Annotated in this window: 14 protein-coding genes; 13 read left to right on the forward strand and 1 reads right to left on the reverse strand. The window is 57.1% G+C overall.

Going from position 1 to position 17,654, the window contains the following annotated elements; all coding sequences use genetic code 11:
* The first annotated feature begins 6 nt into the window (after positions 1–6).
* From NG99_RS06720 to NG99_RS06760, 9 genes are all read left to right on the forward strand, one after another.
* Positions 7–804, forward strand: coding sequence for a GolD/DthD family dehydrogenase (locus tag NG99_RS06720; protein ID WP_034889937.1), 798 nt, complete (start codon positions 7–9; stop codon positions 802–804).
* 80 nt (positions 805–884) lie between these two features.
* Positions 885–1,820, forward strand: a complete 936-nt coding sequence (locus NG99_RS06725) for a D-ribose ABC transporter substrate-binding protein (protein WP_034889940.1) — start codon at positions 885–887, stop codon at positions 1,818–1,820.
* Positions 1,821–1,875: 55 nt separating this feature from the next.
* On the forward strand, positions 1,876–2,493 hold the full coding sequence (locus tag NG99_RS06730; RefSeq protein WP_034889943.1) for a DUF2291 family protein: 618 nt from the start codon (positions 1,876–1,878) through the stop codon (positions 2,491–2,493).
* Positions 2,494–2,496: 3 nt separating this feature from the next.
* Positions 2,497–4,047 carry a sugar ABC transporter ATP-binding protein gene (locus NG99_RS06735; RefSeq protein WP_052130581.1) on the forward strand — a complete coding sequence of 517 codons (1,551 nt, stop codon included), beginning with the start codon at positions 2,497–2,499 and terminating at the stop codon, positions 4,045–4,047.
* A 29-nt stretch (positions 4,048–4,076) separates the two neighbouring features.
* On the forward strand, positions 4,077–5,144 hold the full coding sequence (locus tag NG99_RS06740; protein WP_034889946.1) for an ABC transporter permease: 1,068 nt from the start codon (positions 4,077–4,079) through the stop codon (positions 5,142–5,144).
* Positions 5,137–6,651 (forward strand): FGGY family carbohydrate kinase, encoded by a 1,515-nt coding sequence (locus tag NG99_RS06745; protein WP_034889949.1) that lies wholly within the window; start codon positions 5,137–5,139, stop codon positions 6,649–6,651. Before NG99_RS06740 ends, NG99_RS06745 begins: the two co-directional genes overlap by 8 nt.
* A gap of 10 nt (positions 6,652–6,661) precedes the next feature.
* Positions 6,662–7,459, forward strand: coding sequence for a glucose 1-dehydrogenase (locus NG99_RS06750; RefSeq protein ID WP_034889952.1), 798 nt, complete (start codon positions 6,662–6,664; stop codon positions 7,457–7,459).
* Positions 7,460–7,780: 321 nt separating this feature from the next.
* Positions 7,781–9,214 carry a YchO/YchP family invasin gene (locus NG99_RS06755; protein WP_052130582.1) on the forward strand — a complete coding sequence of 478 codons (1,434 nt, stop codon included), beginning with the start codon at positions 7,781–7,783 and terminating at the stop codon, positions 9,212–9,214.
* 139 nt (positions 9,215–9,353) lie between these two features.
* Complete coding sequence (locus tag NG99_RS06760; RefSeq protein WP_034889957.1) at positions 9,354–10,259, forward strand: bestrophin family protein; 906 nt, start codon at positions 9,354–9,356, stop codon at positions 10,257–10,259.
* Positions 10,260–10,442: 183 nt separating this feature from the next.
* Here the strand turns inward: NG99_RS06760 and NG99_RS06765 are convergent, their stop codons facing one another.
* Positions 10,443–11,507, reverse strand: a complete 1,065-nt coding sequence (locus NG99_RS06765; RefSeq protein WP_034889960.1) for a porin — start codon at positions 11,505–11,507, stop codon at positions 10,443–10,445.
* Between the two features lie 1,054 nt (positions 11,508–12,561).
* Here NG99_RS06765 and NG99_RS06770 point away from each other — a divergent pair.
* The 4 genes from NG99_RS06770 to astB are packed head-to-tail and all read left to right on the forward strand — an operon-like array spanning position 12,562 to position 17,601.
* Entirely contained in the window at positions 12,562–13,782 is a 1,221-nt protein-coding gene (locus tag NG99_RS06770) for an aspartate aminotransferase family protein (RefSeq protein ID WP_034889962.1), read from the forward strand.
* Positions 13,779–14,810 (forward strand): arginine N-succinyltransferase, encoded by a 1,032-nt coding sequence (gene astA, locus NG99_RS06775; RefSeq protein ID WP_034889965.1) that lies wholly within the window; start codon positions 13,779–13,781, stop codon positions 14,808–14,810. The genes NG99_RS06770 and astA overlap by 4 nt, the downstream gene beginning before the upstream one ends.
* A complete protein-coding gene (gene astD / locus NG99_RS06780) occupies positions 14,807–16,276 on the forward strand; it encodes a succinylglutamate-semialdehyde dehydrogenase (protein WP_034889968.1) in 1,470 nt (489 codons plus the stop codon). The genes astA and astD overlap by 4 nt, the downstream gene beginning before the upstream one ends.
* Entirely contained in the window at positions 16,273–17,601 is a 1,329-nt protein-coding gene (gene astB / locus NG99_RS06785) for an N-succinylarginine dihydrolase (protein WP_034889972.1), read from the forward strand. The genes astD and astB overlap by 4 nt, the downstream gene beginning before the upstream one ends.
* Positions 17,602–17,654: the final 53 nt, after the last annotated feature.

Below are 17,654 nucleotides of genomic sequence, written 5' to 3' on the forward strand. Positions count from 1 at the left end.
CCGATAATGAGTAATGAATACGATGTCAACCTGCGCTACGGCGTGGACAGCAATATGGATCTGAGCGGCAAAGTCGCGGTAGTCACCGGCGGGCTGGGCGGTATAGCCATGGCCAGCAACCGGATGCTGCTGGAGAAAGGCGCAAGTTTGGCGCTGCTCTATCCGGCATTTGAGCAGAGCAAGGTCAGCGACGTCGCCGCTCAGTTTGCCGACGCAAGCGTGCAGTTTGTCTCGTGCGACGTCACCGATCCGGCGTCGGTGGAGCAGGCCATTGCTGAGGTGGAGGCGCACTATGGCCATATCGATATCCTGGTTAACTGCGCTGGTTACGTGATGCTGCAACCGGTGCTGGAAACCGACTTCGATGAATGGCAGAAGCAAATCGCCGTCAACCTGAGCGGGCCATTCCTCTGTTCGCAGGCGGTGGCAAAACGGATGGTGAAGGCGGGCAAGGGCGGAAAGATCATCAATATCGCCTCGCAGGCCGCCTCGATTGCTATTGATAATCATGTGGCCTACACCTCGGCCAAAGCCGGGCTGTTGGGAATGACCAAAGTAATGGCGAAGGAGTTCGCCCCGTACAAAATCAACGTAAATACCCTCTCTCCGACCGTGGTGCTGACGCCGATGGGTGAAAAAGCCTGGCGCGGAGAGAAAGGTGAGGCGATGAAGCAGCTGATCCCGATGGGACGCTTCGCCTACACCGACGAAATTGCCGCCGCCGTGCTGTTTTTCGCCAGCAACGGCAGCGACATGATCACCGGCGCCGATCTGATGATCGATGGGGGCTTTACCATTTGGTAGTACTTCGCCAAGACCAGAGATGAGCTGTACCGAACGCAATACCCTACGCACTGTACCTACAATAATGAGAGAACATCACTATGAACATGCGTTTAACCGTATTAGCCGTTGCCACCGCCTGCACGTTCAGCCATGCGGCCCTGGCAGCAGATAAAGGCACCATTATGATTATGGTGAACTCACTGGATAACCCTTATTACGCTTCGGAAGCGAAGGGGGCCAACCTGAAGGCTCAGGAACTGGGCTACAAAACCTCCGTGCTGTCACATGGCGAAGATGTAAAAAAACAGAGCGAGCTGATTGATGCCGCCATCGGCAAAAAAGTGCAGGGCATTATCCTCGACAACGCCGACTCTACCGCCAGCGTGGCGGCGATCCAGAAGGCGAAAGACGCCGGTATTCCGGTGGTGTTGATCAACCGTGAAATCCCGGTGGATAACGTTGCGCTGGAGCAGATTACCCACAATAACTTCCAGGCGGGTTCCGACGTGGCGAACGTCTTTGTCGAGAAGATGGGTGAGAAGGGCAAATATGCCGAGCTGACCTGTAACCTCGCGGACAATAACTGCGTGACCCGTTCCAAATCCTTCCACCAGGTCATTGACCAGTACACCGATATGCAGAGCGTGGCGAAGCAGGACGCCAAGGGCACGCTGATCGACGGTAAGCGCATCATGGACAGTATTTTGCAGGCGCACCCGGACGTGAAAGGGGTGATCTGCGGTAACGGACCGGTGGCGCTGGGTGCCATTGCCGCGCTGAAAGCGGCAGGGCGTAACGACGTGATCGTGGTTGGCATTGATGGCAGCAACGATGAGCGCGATGCGGTGAAAGCGGGCACGCTGAAGGCCACCGTGATGCTACAGGCGCAGGCTATTGCCGCTCAGGGAGTGACCGACCTGGACAACTTTATCCAGAAAGGCACCAGCCCGGAGAAACAGCGCGTGATGTTCCGCGGCATTCTGATCACCCCGGAAAATGCGTCTAAGGTTCAGGATTTCAATTTCAAATCGTAAGTCGTTGTCGTCGTGGTACTGCTGCGCCCCTTCCGGGGCGCAAAGGAGATAACTTATGTCCAGGCGAGTCTGGCTGGCAATGGCCGCGTTAGCGCTCGGCGGCTGCCGTATTGTGTCACAACAGGAATTAGCCGACCTGAAAAATCCCCCCAATCCGAAAATGGCGAACGTCGCCAGCACCTGGCAGCAGAAGATTGTGCCGCAGGTGCTGAACGACGCTAAGCCGCTGGGCGAGGTAATGAAGGATCTGGCGGCTGCGAAGGACATCGACAGCGCCTGTAAGCAGTTTGGCTACCGTAGCCAGGAGGAGAATCCCTGCGTGTTCAGCGTCAGGGTTGACGGAACGGTTTCTGCCGTTAACACCGCGTCACGCAGCGGCAAGATGACGGTCAAAGACGTCAGCGGCCAGGACGTGGTGGTGCAGATTGGCCCGATCATTCGCGGCACCGCGCTGCGCGATGTCTATAAAGGCGCCAGCTATCAGGACTTCAATGACCAGGTGCTGTTTGGCGACTACGGTAAGGCGATCAACAGCCTGGCCTCGAATGAGGTGATAAAACTTCAGCCGAAGGTCGGCGATCGCGTAGAAGTTGACGGCGTATTCAGCAGCTGGGATGTGCCACAAACCGCGCCGGATATCACCCCGGCCCGTGTCGTTCGTCACCAGGAGTAGATCATGGCGCACAGTGAAGCGGATGTCCTGCCGACGGCTGGCGAGCAGTCGACGGTGATTATTGAAACTCGCAACGTCTCGCGCATCTATCCGGGCGTCACCGCGCTGGATCAGGTGAACTATCGCGTCTACCGCAACAAGGTCAACGTATTGATCGGCGAAAATGGCGCGGGCAAATCCACCATGATGAAAATGCTGGCCGGGGTCGAAGTGCCGTCGTCCGGACAGATCCTGCTTGATGGTGACACTGTCACGTTAAGCTCGACCCAGCAGGCGGAGAAACACGGCATCAGCATCATCTTCCAGGAGCTGAACCTGTTCCCCAACATGAACGTGATGGACAACATTTTTATCGGCAACGAATTTTTTCAGCGCGGGACCATCAATGAAAAATACCAGTATCAGCTGGCGAAAGCGCTGCTGGAAAGGCTGGAGCTGGACGTCGATCCTTATGCGCCGCTCGGCGAGCTGGGAATTGGTCACCAGCAGCTGGTGGAGATCGCCCGGGCGCTGTCGAAAGATACCCGCGTGCTGATTATGGACGAGCCGACCTCGGCGCTGAGCCAGTCAGAAGTGCGGGTGCTGTTTAACGTTATTGCGGCGCTGAAGCGGCGCGGCGTCACCATTATCTACATCTCGCACCGGCTGGAAGAGCTGATGGAGATTGGCGACCACATCACCATTTTCCGCGATGGCCGCTTTATCAGCGAGCGTGAAGTTCGGGACGCCAGCGTGCCGTGGATCATTGAGCAGATGGTCGGCGACAAGAAAAAGCATTTTGACTACCGGGCCGCTGAGCAGGGCGAAACGGTACTTGAAGTGGCGGGCCTGACCGCGCTGGCGCAGAACGGCGGCTATAAGCTGAACGAGGTCAGCTTTTCGCTGCGTAAAGGCGAAGTGGTGGGCATCTATGGCCTGCTGGGCGCCGGGCGCACCGAGTTGTTTAAGGGGCTGATTGGGCTGATGGCCTGCCAGAGCGGCAGCATCACGTTAAACGGCGAGCCTTTGGACAAGCGCAGTTTCCAGTACCGGCTGAAAAAAGGCATTGCGCTGGTGCCGGAAGATCGCAAGGGCGAAGGGGTGATCGAACTGATGTCGATCAAAACCAATATGACGCTGAGTAGTCTGAGCCTGCGCGGCTTTCGCTACGCGATGAGCCTGCTGCACCCGCAAAAAGAAGAGGCGCGGATCAATGAAATGATCGAGCGTCTGGCGATCAAGGTTAGCGATGCCGAGCTGCCGATCACCTCGCTCAGCGGCGGTAACCAGCAAAAAGTCGTGCTGGGCAAAGCATTAATGACCGGCCCTGAGGTGGTACTGCTCGACGAGCCCACGCGCGGCATTGACGTTGGCGCAAAAACGGACGTTTACCACCTGATTGGGTCGATGGCCCGGCAGGGCCTGGCGGTGATGTTTTCCTCTTCAGAACTGGATGAGGTCATGGCGCTGGCCGACCGCATCCTGGTGATGGCCGATGGAAAAATTACCGCCGATTTACCCCGGGCTGAAGCCACCCGCGAGCGGCTTATCACGGCTTCCACTCCACATGACTAGCTTGCGCTCCGGGCGTTGAGGAACACACCATGAATCAGAAATATTTGCTCTATATGTATCTGCTGAAGGCCCGCACGTTTATTGCGCTACTGATCGTGATTGGCTTTTTCAGCGTAATGGTCCCGAACTTTCTAACGACGTCGAACCTGCTGATTATGACTCAGCATGTGGCGATCACCGGTCTGCTGGCTATCGGCATGACGCTGGTAATCCTCACCGGCGGCATCGACCTTTCCGTCGGCGCCGTCGCCGGGATTTGCGGCATGGTGGCTGGCGCGCTGTTAACCAACGGTTTCCCACTGTGGGGCGGCTCGGTGCTGTTTCTGAACGTGCCGGAAGTGATCCTGGTGGTGGCGATTGTCGGGGTGATCGTTGGGCTGATTAATGGCGCGGTGATCACCCGGCTGGGCGTGGCTCCCTTTATCTGCACGCTGGGCATGATGTACGTCGCGCGCGGCGCGGCGCTGCTGTGGAACGACGGCAGCACCTATGCCAACCTGGTCGGCATGCCGCAGCTGGGCAATACCGGCTTCGCCGTTCTCGGTTCCGGCAGCATTCTGGGGGTCTATATCCCGATCTGGCTGATGGTGGGTTTTCTGCTGCTGGGCCTCTATATCACCCGCAAAACGCCGCTCGGCCGCTATATCTATGCCAGCGGCGGCAATGAATCGGCCGCGCGGCTGGCTGGCGTGCCGATTATCAAGGTGAAAGTGTTTGTTTATGCCTTCTCAGGCCTCTGCGCGGCGCTGGTTGGGCTGATAGTCGCTTCTCAGCTGCAAACGGCGCATCCGATGACCGGCAACATGTTTGAGATGGATGCGATCGGTGCGACGGTGCTGGGCGGTACGGCGCTGGCCGGGGGACGAGGCCGGGTTTCTGGCTCGATTATCGGCGCGTTCGTGATCGTGTTCCTGGCCGACGGCATGGTGATGATGGGCGTCAGCGACTTCTGGCAAATGGTGATCAAAGGCCTGGTGATTGTCACCGCAGTGGTCATTGACCAGTTCCAGCAGCGTTTGCAAAGCAAAGTGGTGCTGATGCGTCGTCATGAAAAAAAGCAGGCGGCCGCGCCGATCTCTGAGGTCAGCCATGGCTAGAGAGCTGATTGTTGCGCTGGACGAGGGCACCAGCAACGTTAAAGCGGTAGCGATTGACGCCAGCGGCAAGGTTGTCAGCAAAGCGTCACGCCCGCTGACGGTCGATACCCCGCGCGCTGGTTGGGTGGAGCAGGATGGCAGAGTGCTGCTGAACGCTTCGCTCACCGTGCTCAGGGAGGTCATTCAGAGCGTTGGCGAGAACCGCGTCGCCGCGCTGGCGATCAGCAACCAGCGCGAAACGGCAATGGCGTGGGAGAGGGCGACGGGCCAACCGATTGGTCCCGCGTTGACCTGGCAATGCTCCCGCTCATCCGCATTCTGCGAGCAGCTGCGGCAGGAACAGCAGGGTGACCTGATCCGTTCGGTGACCGGCCTGCCGATTGCGCCGCTGTTTTCCGCCTCCAAAATGCGCTGGCTGCTGGAGAATACCCCAAACGGCGTTGAACGCGCGGTGAACGGCGAGATCTGCCTGGGCACTATCGACGCCTGGCTGCTGTGGCACTTCACCGGCGGAAAACAGTTTCGCTGCGATACCTCCAATGCGGCGCGCACGCAGCTACTGAATCTGCGGACCGGCCAGTGGGATGAAGGGATGCTGGCGCTGTTTGGCCTGCCCCGCGCGGCGCTGCCAGATATTTATCCCTCAAGCGGCCTGTTTGGCAGCACCTGCGGACTCAGCGACCTCCCCGATGGACTGCCGATTATGGCGATGGTGGGTGATTCTCACGCCGCCCTGTATGGCCACGGGTTAGGTAAGGCCGGCGGGGTCAAGGCGACCTATGGCACCGGCTCCTCGGTGATGGCGCCGCTGCTGACGGCGGATACCAGCATTACCCAACTGGCAACCACCGTCGCCTGGCACGACGGTGATCGCATCGTCTATGGCCTTGAGGGCAACATCCCGCATACCGGCGACGGCGTAGCCTGGATGGCGCAGGCGACCGGATTAACCGACGGTAAAGGGCAGGTGCTGAGCCGTGCGCTGGACGAGCTGCCTGCCAGCATTGACTCTACGCTTGGCGTCTACTTTGTACCCGCGCTGACCGGCACCGGCGCTCCCTGGTGGGATGACCAGGCGCGTGGTGTGATTTGCGGCCTGAGCCGTGGCGTGACGCCCGCCCACTTAATTCGCGCCTCGCTGGAGGCGATCGCCTATCAGATTGCCGACGTCATTACCTCCATGCGCCAGCATCCCGATTTTCATCTTGAGACGCTGATGGTTGACGGCGGCCCAACGCAAAACCGCTGGCTGATGCAGTTCCAGGCTGATTTGCTCGGCTGCCCGGTGGCGCGAAGCAGTACGCCGGAGCTCTCGGCGCTGGGCGCGGGTCTGCTGGCAAGGCGTGCGCTGGAACAACTTAACGACGGGCAGCTGGCCGCTCTGCTGCCAGAACACGATCGCTGGCTGCCTGACGATGCCCGTCATCAGCAACTGCAACTGAGCTGGCAAGGCTGGCGCGAAGCCGTGCAGCGCACGCTCTGGCAGCCCGCAGCCCAAACCCATTAAGGAGAACAGCATGAAACGTAATTTTCAGGGGAAAACCGTGGTTATCACCGGCGCCTGTCGGGGCATTGGAGCCGGTATTGCGGAACGGTTTGCCCGCGACGGCGCAAATTTAGTGATGGTGTCTAACGCGGAACGCGTGTTTGAAACGGCGGAGAAGTTGCAGGCCGCGCACGGTAGCGACATCCTCGCTTTACAGGTAGACGTGACCGATGAGCCGCAGGTGCAAAAGCTGTACCAGCAGGCGGCGGCCCGCTTCGGCACCATCGACGTGTCGATTCAGAATGCCGGGGTGATCACTATTGAAGCCTTCGACAAAATGCCGAAATCTGATTTCGAGAAGGTGCTGGCGGTCAACACCACCGGCGTGTGGCTGTGCTGTCGTGAAGCGGCAAAGTATATGGTGAAGCAGCAGTCCGGCAGCCTGATCAACACCTCGTCCGGCCAGGGCCGCCAGGGATTTATCTACACCCCGCACTATGCCGCCAGCAAAATGGGGGTGATCGGCATTACCCAGAGCCTGTCGCAGGAGCTGGCGCCGTGGAACATTACGGTGAATGCCTTTTGTCCGGGCATTATTGAAAGCGAAATGTGGGACTACAACGATCGGGTCTGGGGCGAAATCCTCAGCACCAGCGAGAAAAAATATGGCAAAGGCGAGCTGATGGCCGAATGGGTGCAGAATATCCCGCTGAAAAGAGCCGGGCAGCCGCAGGATGTGGCGGGGCTGGTCGCCTTTTTAGCCTCTGACGATGCGCGTTATATCACCGGGCAAACCATCAACGTCGACGGCGGCTTAATTATGTCCTGAGCAGAGGATGCATACTCTGTGAATCTCTCCTGTCATCTGGCCACACCCGCGTGTGGCCTTTTTGTCTGCTCCACATCGTCTTCCACCCTTATCCCTTCAGCAACGGGTTAACCCATCATTTTTTTACCGAAATCGACTACCGGCTTGTTGGATAATCCCCCGATTTGCCAGCGAGTTATCTGCATGTTTGCCCCATCAATGGAGGCTCTCAGGTGCCGCGAATCGGCGAAGCTGTGTTAAGCTTATCTTTCACTAATTTTGTGAGCCGTCTTACATTTTTCGCTGGTGGAACCCTGTAAGCCGACGGCCATTAATGAGGTTATGAGAAAATTTTCCCCCTTCCGCTCCCTAAGCGGCGCCCTGGTGTTGGTGTTAGCCAGTGGTGCTGAAAGTCAGTTAGCGCAGGCGTTAACCACGGATACCCGTGTTTCCGATGCGCCGTTCGACGATCCCGCTCGTTTCAGCCAGCCGCTGCCCGATTTAGGCAGTGCCGCTAACGATGACAGCGCGATCGCGGAGCGCGTTGCCAAAGCGATGAAAACCATTGGCGAAGCCAGCATGAACAGCAGCGACGACCAGTCACTGGGCGATCGGGCCGGGCAGTGGGCTTTCAACCATTTCCGTGATGAGGCGGCAAAGCGCGCTGAAACCGAGGGGCAGGAGCTGCTCTCGCCGTACGGCCGGGCAAACCTGTCGCTGATGGTAGATATGCAGGGCAGCTTTGACGGCACGTCTGCCCAACTGGTTACGCCCTGGGCGGACAACTACCGCTACCTCACCTTTAGCCAGCTTGGCGTTCAGCAGACGGACTATGGTTTGGTGGGCAATGCAGGATTGGGGCAGCGGCTGGTGGCGGGCAGTTGGCGGCTGGGCTACAACGCCTTTGTCGACCAGCTGTTTGAATCCAACCAGCAGCGCGGATCGCTGGGCGCCGAAGCCTGGGGAGACTACCTGCGCTTTTCGGCGAACTATTATCAGCCGCTCTCCGGCTGGCGCGACCGGACCCATGAAAGCGAAATGCGCATGGCGCGCGGCTATGATATTACCACCCAGGGCTATCTGCCATTCTACCGCCAGCTGGGCATGTCGCTGAGCTATGAGCAGTATCTGGGCAACAATGTTGACCTTTTTAACAGCGGCACGCTGGGCAGCAATCCGTCGGCGATTGAGCTTGGCGTCAGCTATACGCCAGTGCCGCTGTTTACCGTTACCGCCTCGCATAAAACGGCCGACACCGGCGAAACGCAGGATCAGTTCGGCCTGAAGATGAATTATCAGATAGGCGTGGCGCTGAGCAAGCAGCTCTCGGCTGACAACGTGGCGGCGGCACGATCGCTGAGCGGCAGCCGCTACGATACGGTGAATCGCAATAACTCGCCGGTGATGGAGTTCCGCCAGCGAAAAACGCTGTCGGTGTTCCTGGCAACGCCGCCGTGGCAGGTGCAGCCGGGTGAAACGCTGCCGCTGAAGCTGCAAATTCGTAATGCTAATGCTATTAAGGCGATTGACTGGCAGGGCGATACCCAGGCGCTGAGCCTGACGCCACCGGCCAGCAACACCAGTCCGCAGGGCTGGAGCATTATTATCCCGGCGTGGGACAGCGCTGAAGGAGCGAGCAACGAATATCGGCTTTCCGTCACGCTGGAGGACAGTAAGCAGCAGCGCGTAACTTCCAACTGGATCACGCTGAAGCTGGTTCAGCCGGTGACTTTACAGGGCAGCAGCGCCAGTCAGTTTGATTTGATGGCACCTTAGCCCGCTGTGGGATGATGCCGGAAACCCCGGCACTGTCAATATCCGGCCCACAAATAAATGTGACTTAACTCACAAAAAATAGCTGGGCAGCGCGGCGGTTCTTTGCCAGAATTCACAAAAATCCTGCATATCTGCCAACATGATAATTCGTCCGCATGCCCACTGGTTTGTCCGTTTGTTCTCCTGGCACGGTTCCGTGCTGTCCGGCATTCTTTTCCGCCTTGGTTTGAATTTACTGATGTCGGTGGTGGCGATCTTTTGCCTCGACTGGTATGAGACGCTGGGCGTAAAGCTTACCCTGGCGCCGTTCAGCCTGCTCGGCGTCTCCATCGCTATCTTCCTCGGGTTTCGTAACAGCGTCTGCTATGCGCGTTTTACCGAGGCCAGGCTGTTTTGGGGAGGATTGCTGATCGCCTGCCGTACCATCCTGCGTCAGGTGCACGCCATTTCACCTGCTGACGCGCCGCGTATCACCGCGCTGCTGATGGCATTTTGCTACAGCCTGAAGCACCAACTGCGTAAGACCGACCCGAGAAAGGATCTGCAACGCTATCTGGGCGATGAGACTGACGATGTGCTCAGACGTCGCGCGCCGACCAATGTGATTGAGATGAAGATATCCCGCTGGCTGGGCGAGCAGCGCCGCAGCGGGGCGGTTTCCGATATCGTTTTTACGCAGCTGGACGACAGTATCCATCAGCTGTCGCAGGTGCTTGGCGGCTGTGAGCGCCTGGCCAGTATGCCGTTGCCGTTTGCCTACGGGCTGCTGCTGCATCGGACGGTTTATCTGTTCTGTACGCTGCTGCCGTTTGCGCTGGTGCCGGATCTTCACTATATGACGCCGCTGGTCTCGGTATTTATATCCTATACCTTTCTGTCGCTGGACACGCTGGCGGAAGAGCTGGAGATGCCGTTCGGCTATGCTAATAATCATCTGCCGATGGATGCGATGTGCACCAATATCGAGATCAATCTGCTGGAAATGAATAACCAGCGCGAGCTGCCTGAAACGCCGGTGCCGGACAGACATTACCGACTGACCTGATATCTGCAATTCCCGTAGAGACTAGCTGGGGCTTCCCAACGGAATGACTAGTACGCACCTGGAAGACATTCAGCTTCGTTACGAGTCGATTACCTGGAAATAAAAAAAAGGGCCACGAGGGCCCTTTGGGTGAGGACCTTCCATCGACACAGGCGGAAGGCAATGACGAACGCGTTTAAAGCATCAGAACTGGTAGGTCAGTCCTATTGCGGTGATGTCATCCGAAGCCAGACCCAGCGGGTTATCGCTGTCCAGCAGGTTGATACGGTATTCGGTATACGCCACCATGTTTTTGTTGAAGTAGTAGTTTGCGCCGACGCTGGCATATTTATAGATATCCGCGCTGCCGACAGACTCTATATCTTTAGCGCGTGAAGACACATAGGCCAGAGAAGGGCGTAAGCCGTTCAGGAACTGATACTGCGCCACCACTTCAAAATCCTGCGCCTTATTGGCAAAGCCGCCGCTAATTGGGGTCGCGTTGTGGGTTTCGCCATACATTGCCGCCAGATAAATCTGGTTGGCATCATATTTGATGGCGGTAGCCCACAGTTCGGCACGATCGCCTTCACCCCGATCGGCCTGATTCTGCTTCGTGGTGCGATCAATGTTGGCATAAGCTCCCGTCACCGCCAGGCCGAAATTATACTCATAGGCCAGCGACATGGCGTAGCCGTCACCGTTGGAGCGACGCACGGCGCTGCTGTCGGTGCGCTCATTCTTACCCTGATACTGGAGCGCTACGCTCAGGCCATCAACCAGACCGAAGAAGTTACTGTTTCGCCAGGTTGCCACGCCGGTTGAGCGGCCGGCCAGGAAAGCATCCGTGTGGGCCGCGTCGCCGCCGAAGTTCGGTAGCATATCGGTGTAGGCCAACGCATCATAAATCAGGCCGTAATTACGACCATAGTCCAGCGACCCTGCGTCACCAAATTTCAACCCGGCATAGCCCAGTCGGGATTTGTTGCCTTTCTGTGCGTCTTCTCCTTCCGGATTACCCAGCTCGAACTGATATTCCCATCTGCCGTAGCCACTGAGCTGGTCAGTAATTTGCGTTTCCCCTTTAAAGCCCAGTCGGGCATAGCTGTTATCACCATTGTGAGCATCATCAGAGGAAAATAAATGGCTAACGTCTACCTTGCCAGTAAGGTCTAATTTATTACTCTCTTTATTATAAATCTCCGCCGCATTAACGTTACCCATCCCGAAGAGGACAGGGATAGCCCATACCAGAAAATTGCGCTTCATTTTTATTTACCCTGTGAGTAATTATCGTTATGACGCCGTTATACGTCGGATAAGAAGGTGGCATAAATTAATTTTTTATTCTAAATAAATAGGTGTAACAAAATGTAATTTTAATATTGGCGTGTTTATTTTGATAGTGTTTATCTTTCGTTTATGTTTTTTGTGCTGCAGGGTTATTTACGTGAAATAAAATTGCGTTAGTAGAATCCTTAATTAATACACTGTTTTATATCATTTTTATATTTTGTTATTAACATTATTGCAATGCGGGTGGGGGGCTGATGGCACAACTTAAAGAGTTGCAGGGATTTTCTGCAATAAGCGGTAAAAATAATTACTGATACGCGTAATATAATTTAAGTCTTTATTGTTAATTGCAAGTTGCTAAATATTTCTTAATCAGCATGGGGTTTTTTTTGCTTAAGAATTCTTAAGGTGATTATTGCTGCCCAGACGCGTGATTAAATTAATTCAATTTTAATTAGTTTGATGGTTAATTATTATCAGGAAGCAGTATTCCTCCAGCGGATTCCTAATTTTTTCTTTTTTTTCGCTGGCAGCATGTTGAGTCAACGCTGGATTTCTTAAGTCTGCCGTTACCTCGCCAGGCAAGAATCTACGGGGATCTTTGGCGTCAGGAGAAAGTAAAGCAGCCTGCTGAACCCGTTGCCAAATACGTGTTCGCCTACAGAACTGTCCTGGTTTGCTCTGTTTTGGTGCAGGCTGTTCGTTTTTGGTGCGCTAAATGCCTCTTTTTAAACCGTAATTTCGGCGTCGATCACAAAAGCGATATTTTATTTTTCGACTGCATAATTCCGCTGATTTTTATTCGGTAAACCATCGCCGATCGGATGGTTATTCACTTTTTATGCATTAAGTGTGCATAAGAATAGGATGTAACTTATTGATATTACATGCATCAATATCATTTATGCATTTTTATCGCTGGCTGGCACGCTGCGTGCAAATTACAGTAGGGGCGCAGTGATTCATTTTATTAACATTATTTAAACTTTTAAGTTACCTGCCAGCGAGCAGTAAAACAGAGGCCGTTATGAACCCGTCAGTATCTCGTGAAAATTTCGATCGGTGGATTGTTCCAACCTATGCGCCTGCCAGCTTCGTGCCGGTGCGGGCTGAAGGCTCAACGCTGTGGGATCAGCAGGGTAACGCCTATATCGATTTTGCCGGCGGCATTGCGGTTAACGCCCTTGGCCATGCCCATCCTGACTTACAGCAGGCGTTGCAGCAGCAGGCCGCACGCCTGTGGCACACCGGTAACGGCTACACCAACGAACCTATTTTGCGCTTAGCGAAACAGCTGATTGACGCCACCTTCGCCGACCGCGTTTTTTTCTGCAATTCCGGCGCGGAAGCCAATGAAGCCGCTCTGAAGCTGGCGCGTAAATATGCTCATGACCAGGCTGGCGAGCAGAAAAGTGGGATTGTGGCTTTCAAAAATGCTTTTCACGGCCGCACGCTGTTTACCGTTTCCGCCGGTGGTCAGCCAGCCTATTCAAAAGACTTCGCGCCGCTGCCTGCTGGCATTCAGCACGCCGTCTATAACGATCTGGCCTCGGCGGCCGCCCTGATTAATGACCAGACCTGCGCGGTGATCGTTGAGCCAATTCAGGGAGAAGGGGGCGTTGTTCCGGCCGAGCCAGCCTTCCTGCGCGGACTGCGTGAGATTTGCGACAGGCACCAGGCGCTGCTGATTTTCGATGAGGTGCAAAGCGGCGTTGGCAGAACCGGTTCGCTGTATGCCTATATGCACTACGGCGTGACGCCAGATGTGTTGACCACCGCGAAAGCGCTCGGCGGCGGTTTCCCAATTGGCGCGATGCTGACAACCGAAAAACTGGCGGCGGCGATGAGCGTGGGCACGCACGGCACGACTTACGGCGGCAACCCGCTGGCTGGTGCGGTCGGCGGAAAAGTGATGGAGCTGATCAACACGCCGGAGATGATGGCGGGCGTCGCGCTGCGCCACCAGTGGTTTATCGACGGTCTGAACGGCATTAATCAGCGCCTGCGCCTGTTCAGTGAAATTCGCGGCCTCGGGCTGCTGATCGGCTGCGTGTTGAATCAGGATTACAGCGGTAAGGCGAAGCTGATCAATCAGGCAGCGGCGAAAGAAGGGCTGATGGTACTGATTGCCGGAGCCAGCGTGGTGCGCTTTGCGCCGTCCCTGATTATCTCTGAAGAGGAAGTGAAAGAGGGACTTGCCCGCTTTGAGGCAGCCTGCCGCGCGGTGATTGAAGGGGCAGGATCATGATGGTCATCCGTCCTGTTGAACGTGACGATCTTGTGCAACTGATGGCCCTCGCCGGTAAAACTGGCGGGGGACCCACCTCGCTGCCAGCCGATAGCGAGACGCTGTCGGCCCGAATCGATCGCTCAATTCTTACCTGGCAGAACGTTTTGCCGCGGGCGGAGCAGGGCTACGTTTTTGTACTGGAAGAGAGCGACTCGGGCAGGGCTGTGGGTATCTGCGCCATTGAAGTGGCCGTGGGGTTGCAGGATCCCTGGTATAACTTCCGCGTCGGGACACAGGTTCACGCTTCAAAAGAGCTGAACGTGTATAACATCCTGCCCACGCTGTCGCTGAGTAACGATCACACCGGTAGCAGCGAGCTGTGCACGCTGTTCCTGGACCCGGACTACCGCAACGGTAAAAACGGTTACCTGCTGTCAAAATCGCGCTTCCTGTTTATGGCCGCCTTTCGCGATCGGTTTATGCAGAAAGTGGTCGCGGAAATGCGCGGCGTGAGCGACGACGCCGGACACTCTCCCTTCTGGGAAAGCGTCGGCAGCCGCTTTTTCTCAATGTCCTTCAGCGAGGCCGACTACCTGTGTGGCACCGGGCAAAAAGCCTTTATCGCCGAACTGATGCCGAAGCACCCGCTGTATATCGACTACCTGACGGAAGAGGCTAAAGCGGTCATTGGCAAAACGCATCCGCAAACGGCCCCGGCGCGGGCGGTGCTCGAAGCCGAAGGCTTCCGCTATATGAACTATGTCGACATATTTGACGGTGGCCCGACGCTTGAATGCGATATCGATCGCGTGCGGGCGATTCGCAAAAGCCGCCTGTTGCAGGTCAGCATCGGCGAGCCAGCCGATGAATCACAGCCTCTCTGCCTGGTAGCGAATGAGCGCTATGAGGACTTCCGTACGATTCTGCTGAACGTCGACCCGGCTGGCGGCACGGTCAGCCTGAGCAGGGAACAGGCAACTCTTTTACGCTGCGGGCAGGGCGACGCCCTGCGCGTGGTAACACTGAATCCGGAGAATAAAGCATGATGCACTGTATTGAAGGTCAATGGCTGACTGGCGCGGGCGAGAATTTTAGCAAGCTGGACCCGGTTAGCGGCGAACTCCTCTGGGAGGGGAAAGCGGCCAGCGCCGCACAGGTCTCTTCCGCCGTGGCTGCCGCCCGCAGCGCATTCAGCAGCTGGGCGCGCCGTCCATTTGCCGAGCGTCAGGCGATTGCGGAGAAGTTTGCTTCACTGCTGGAGAAGAATAAAGAGGACCTGACCGTCACTATCGCCAGAGAGACCGGTAAACCGCGCTGGGAAGCGGCAACGGAGATTCAGGCGATGATCAATAAGGTGGCGATTTCGGTCAGGGCTTATCACGCCCGTACCGGCACCACCCTTGAAGCAGAGAGTTCGCTTCGCCATCGTCCGCACGGCGTGATGGCGGTATTTGGCCCCTATAATTTCCCCGGCCATCTGCCGAATGGTCATATCGTCCCCGCTTTGCTGGCGGGAAATACGGTGGTGTTCAAGCCCAGCGAACTGACGCCGGGTATTGCCGGGAAAACGGTACGACTCTGGCAGAACGCCGGGCTACCCGACGGCGTGCTGAATCTGGTTCAGGGCGGCAGAGAAACCGGCCAGGCGTTGTCCAGAGAGCCGCAGGTTGACGGCGTGCTGTTTACCGGCAGCGCGGCGACGGGCTACCAGTTGCACAGCCAGTTTGCCGGGCGTCCTGATAAAATGCTGGCGCTGGAGATGGGCGGGAACAATGCGCTGATTGTCGAAGATCCTGCTGATGTTGACGCGGCGGTCAACCTGGCCATTCAGTCGGCGTTTATCACCGCCGGTCAGCGCTGCACCTGCGCCCGCCGGATGTTGGTTAAGCGCGGCGCCGCCGGAGACGCTTTCCTTGCTCGCTTTACCGAGGTCGCGGCGAGAATTAAGCCCGGCGCCTGGGACGCGGCCCCGCAGCCGTTTATGGGCAGCGTGATTTCAGTGCAGGCAGCAGAGCGGATCTTTGCCGAATGGCAGGCGCGGGTTGAGTCAGGCGGTAAAGTGCTGCTGCCGATGCGCTGGCCGGATCGCAGCAGTGCGATCCTGACGCCGGGCATTGTTGATCTTACCGGGCTGAAAAATGTGCCGGATGAAGAGGTCTTCGGGCCTTTGCTGGCCGTTATTCGCTACGATGATTTTGATCAGGCCATCAGGCTGGCCAATAACACCCGCTATGGCCTTTCCTGTGGGCTGATTTCACCCTCCCGCGAACTGTTCGATCGGCTGCTGATTGAGTGTCGCGCCGGCATCGTCAACTGGAACAAACCGCTGACCGGTGCGGCCAGCAGCGCGCCTTTCGGCGGCATCGGCGCGTCAGGAAACCACCGGGCCAGCGCCTTTTATGCGGCGGATTACTGCGCGTGGCCGATGGCGTCGCTGGAATCTGCCGACCTTTCGCTGCCGGTGACGTTGTCACCTGGTCTGGACTTCAGCACATCAGGCGGTGAGAGATGAGCGCACGCGAAGCGAACTTTGATGGCCTGCCAGGCCTGACGCACCATTATGCCGGGCTGTCATTTGGCAACGAGGCCTCCACGCGCCATCAGCATCAGCTCTCTAACCCGAGGCTGGCCGCTCAGCAGGGACTGTTAAAAATGAAGGCGCTGGCGGATCTAGGCTTTGTACAGGGCGTGATCCCGCCGCATGAACGTCCTGCCGTCGGCGTGCTGCGGCAGATTGGCTTTAGCGGTACTGACGCGCAGGTGCTGGCTAAGGCCGCCGCGCAGGCTCCCCGCCTGCTGTCGGCCGCCAGTTCGGCTTCGGCTATGTGGGTAGCGAATGCGGCCACGGTGTCGCCGTCGGCGGACAGCGCTGACGGACGGGTGCATCTGACGGTCGCTAATCTGAACAACAAATTCCATCGCGCGATGGAGGCACCCACCACGGGGGCGCTGCTGAGGGCTATTTTCCATGACCCGCAGTATTTCAGCGTACATGACGCGCTGCCGCAGGTGGGGATGTTTGGCGACGAGGGCGCGGCAAACCACAACCGTTTCAGCCAGGCTCACGGCGATGCGGGGGTTCAGCTGTTTGTTTACGGTCGTGAAGAGGGCAACAGCAGCGTTGCGCCCACGCGCTATCCTGCCCGTCAGACCCTCGAAGCGAGTGAGGCGGTCGCCAGACTACATCAGCTCGACCCACAGCGTACCCTGTTTGCGCAGCAGAACCCGGCGGTTATCGATCAGGGCGTATTTCATAACGACGTTATCGCGGTCAGCAATCAACAGGTGTTGTTCTGCCATCAGTATGCCTTCCTCAATCAGTCCGGGCTGCTGGCGGCGATCGCAGAAAAAATGCCGGGCTTCACGCCGATTGAAGTACCTGATAATCAGGTGAGCGTGGCGGATGCGGTAGCAACCTATCTCTTTAACAGTCAGCTACTGAGTAAACCCAACGGCAAGATGCTGCTGGTACTGCCCGAGGAAGCCCGTCAGCATCCGGGCGTCTGGCGCTATCTCTGCGGTCTGGTGGAAAGCGGCGGTCCGGTTGATGAGCTGAAAGTATTCGACCTGCGGGAAAGTATGTGCAACGGCGGCGGCCCGGCCTGTTTGCGACTGCGGGTGGTGCTTAACGCGCGCGAGCTGGCGGCGGTCAACCCCTCGGTGATGATGAACGACACGCTGTTCGCCACTCTGAACGGCTGGGTTGAGCGTCACTACCGCGATCGCCTCTCGCAGAGTGACCTCGCGGACCCTCAGCTACTGCTGGAGGGACGCGAAGCGCTGGACGAACTGACGAAGCTGCTAAACTTAGGGAATGTCTACAGCTTTCAGCAGTGATCAGGGATGAAGTGAGGCGCGTCGGCTGACTTTGTGGCGCGCCTTGCCATGAT

The sequence above is a fragment of the Erwinia typographi genome, from assembly GCF_000773975.1.
Classification (GTDB): domain Bacteria; phylum Pseudomonadota; class Gammaproteobacteria; order Enterobacterales; family Enterobacteriaceae; genus Erwinia; species Erwinia typographi.

Excerpts from the sequence above, each read along its gene's own strand:
- NG99_RS06740 (WP_034889946.1), top strand. The coding sequence starts at position 4,077 with ATGAATCAGAAATATTTGCTCTATATGTATCTGCTGAAGGCCCGCACG.
- NG99_RS06745 (WP_034889949.1), top strand. The coding sequence starts at position 5,137 with ATGGCTAGAGAGCTGATTGTTGCGCTGGACGAGGGCACCAGCAACGTT.
- NG99_RS06730 (WP_034889943.1), top strand. The coding sequence starts at position 1,876 with ATGTCCAGGCGAGTCTGGCTGGCAATGGCCGCGTTAGCGCTCGGCGGC.
- NG99_RS06765 (WP_034889960.1), bottom strand. The coding sequence starts at position 11,507 with ATGAAGCGCAATTTTCTGGTATGGGCTATCCCTGTCCTCTTCGGGATG.
- NG99_RS06770 (WP_034889962.1), top strand. The coding sequence starts at position 12,562 with ATGAACCCGTCAGTATCTCGTGAAAATTTCGATCGGTGGATTGTTCCA.
- NG99_RS06755 (WP_052130582.1), top strand. The coding sequence starts at position 7,781 with ATGAGAAAATTTTCCCCCTTCCGCTCCCTAAGCGGCGCCCTGGTGTTG.
- NG99_RS06760 (WP_034889957.1), top strand. The coding sequence starts at position 9,354 with ATGATAATTCGTCCGCATGCCCACTGGTTTGTCCGTTTGTTCTCCTGG.
- astD (WP_034889968.1), top strand. The coding sequence starts at position 14,807 with ATGATGCACTGTATTGAAGGTCAATGGCTGACTGGCGCGGGCGAGAAT.
- NG99_RS06725 (WP_034889940.1), top strand. The coding sequence starts at position 885 with ATGAACATGCGTTTAACCGTATTAGCCGTTGCCACCGCCTGCACGTTC.
- NG99_RS06735 (WP_052130581.1), top strand. The coding sequence starts at position 2,497 with ATGGCGCACAGTGAAGCGGATGTCCTGCCGACGGCTGGCGAGCAGTCG.
- NG99_RS06720 (WP_034889937.1), top strand. The coding sequence starts at position 7 with ATGAGTAATGAATACGATGTCAACCTGCGCTACGGCGTGGACAGCAAT.
- astB (WP_034889972.1), top strand. The coding sequence starts at position 16,273 with ATGAGCGCACGCGAAGCGAACTTTGATGGCCTGCCAGGCCTGACGCAC.
- NG99_RS06750 (WP_034889952.1), top strand. The coding sequence starts at position 6,662 with ATGAAACGTAATTTTCAGGGGAAAACCGTGGTTATCACCGGCGCCTGT.
- astA (WP_034889965.1), top strand. The coding sequence starts at position 13,779 with ATGATGGTCATCCGTCCTGTTGAACGTGACGATCTTGTGCAACTGATG.